The organism is Comamonas sp. Z1 (assembly GCF_008121555.1).
Taxonomy (GTDB): Bacteria; Pseudomonadota; Gammaproteobacteria; order Burkholderiales; family Burkholderiaceae_C; genus Comamonas; species Comamonas thiooxydans.
This window is the reverse complement of sequence record NZ_VOQT01000057.1, coordinates 1-1,338: the sequence shown is the minus strand read 5'-3', so window position 1 is coordinate 1,338 and position 1,338 is coordinate 1. Positions and strand designations below refer to the sequence as shown.

Here is a 1,338-nt window from a genome sequence, read left to right as displayed (position 1 = left end):
TGGAGCGGCCCCATTGATCTGAGGACAGGTAAACCCTCTTAACCTAAGAGGTAGTCTTGTGACTGTATTTATGCCTAGTCCTAAAAATCTAACGAACGTAGAGGTGCTGGGGCCGCAGAAGCGCCGCCGCTGGTCGCCGCAGGAAAAGCTGGCCATGGTCCAGCAGAGCTACGAACCCGGCTACAGCGTGTCGCTGGTGGCCCGTCAGCACGGCGTCAACGCGAACCAGTTGTTCCTGTGGCGCAAGCAGCACCAGCAGGGAGAGCTGACGCCGGTGGCCGTGGGCGAGAGCACGGTGCCTGCGGCGCAGTTGGCCGATGCCATGCGCCAGATTCGGGAACTCCAGCGCCTGCTGGGCAAGAAGACCATGGAGGCCGAGATCCTCAAGGAAGCCGCGGAATATGGCCGCTCAAAAAACTGGATTGCGCGCTCGCCCTTGCTGCCGGGGGACACCCAATGAAACGGGTCTGTGATGTTCTCGGCGTAGCGCGCTCGGCGGCTGTCAAGCGACAGCTGCGCAGCAGTGATTGGACAGATGGCCGCCAGCGCCGCCACAGCGATGATCAGGATCTGGTGGAGCAACTGCGCTCGGCCATCGAGAACCTGCCCAGTTACGGCTACCGCCGGGCCTGGGCGCTGCTGCGGCGTGAGCGGGCCTGCCAAGGGTTGCCTGCGGTCAACGTCAAGCGGGTCTACCGGGTCATGCGCACACACGGCCTACTGCTGCAACGCCGAGCTCCTGCAGTGCGACCGCAGCGCCGCCATGATGGGCGGGTCTCGGTGGGTGCGAGCAACCAGCGCTGGTGTTCGGACGGCTTCGAGTTCCGCTGCGACAACGGCGAGGCCGTGCGCACGACGTTTGCGCTGGACTGCTGCGACCGCGAGGCGATGAGCTGGGTGGCCTCCACAGAAGGCTACACGGGTGACGATGTGCGCGACGTGATGCTGGCTGCCGTGGAGCGGCGCTTCGGCAATGCACTGCCAGACAGGCCCATCCAATGGCTCTCGGACAATGGTTCAGCATACACGGCCGCGTTGACCCGCAGCTTCGCCCGCGATGTGGGCCTGGAGCCGGTGAATACACCAGTGAGTAGTCCCCAGAGCAATGGCATGGCAGAGTCGTTCGTCAGGACCATGAAGCGTGACTACGTGAACTTCATGCCTAAGCCCGATGCCCGCACAGCCATTGGCAACCTGGCCATCGCCTTCGAGCACTACAACGAGCACCACCCCCATAGCGCCCTGCGGTATCACTCGCCACGCGAGTTCCGCCGAAAGGCCATGGCAACCCGTTAAATTACGTGAGGGTTCCTGTCCTCAAATACGGGGAGCACTCCA

General features: G+C 63.2%; 1 protein-coding gene. It reads left to right on the top strand.

Translation table 11 applies throughout. From position 1 onward, the window contains the following. The first annotated feature begins 70 nt into the window (after positions 1–70). Positions 71–1,296, top strand: a protein-coding gene (locus tag FSY45_RS27680; protein ID WP_370512855.1) for an IS3 family transposase whose coding sequence is annotated in 2 segments (ribosomal slippage) — positions 71–419 and positions 419–1,296 — 1,227 coding nt in all. Because the reading frame shifts where the segments join, the coding sequence is not laid out codon by codon here. The last annotated feature ends 42 nt before the right edge of the window (positions 1,297–1,338 follow it).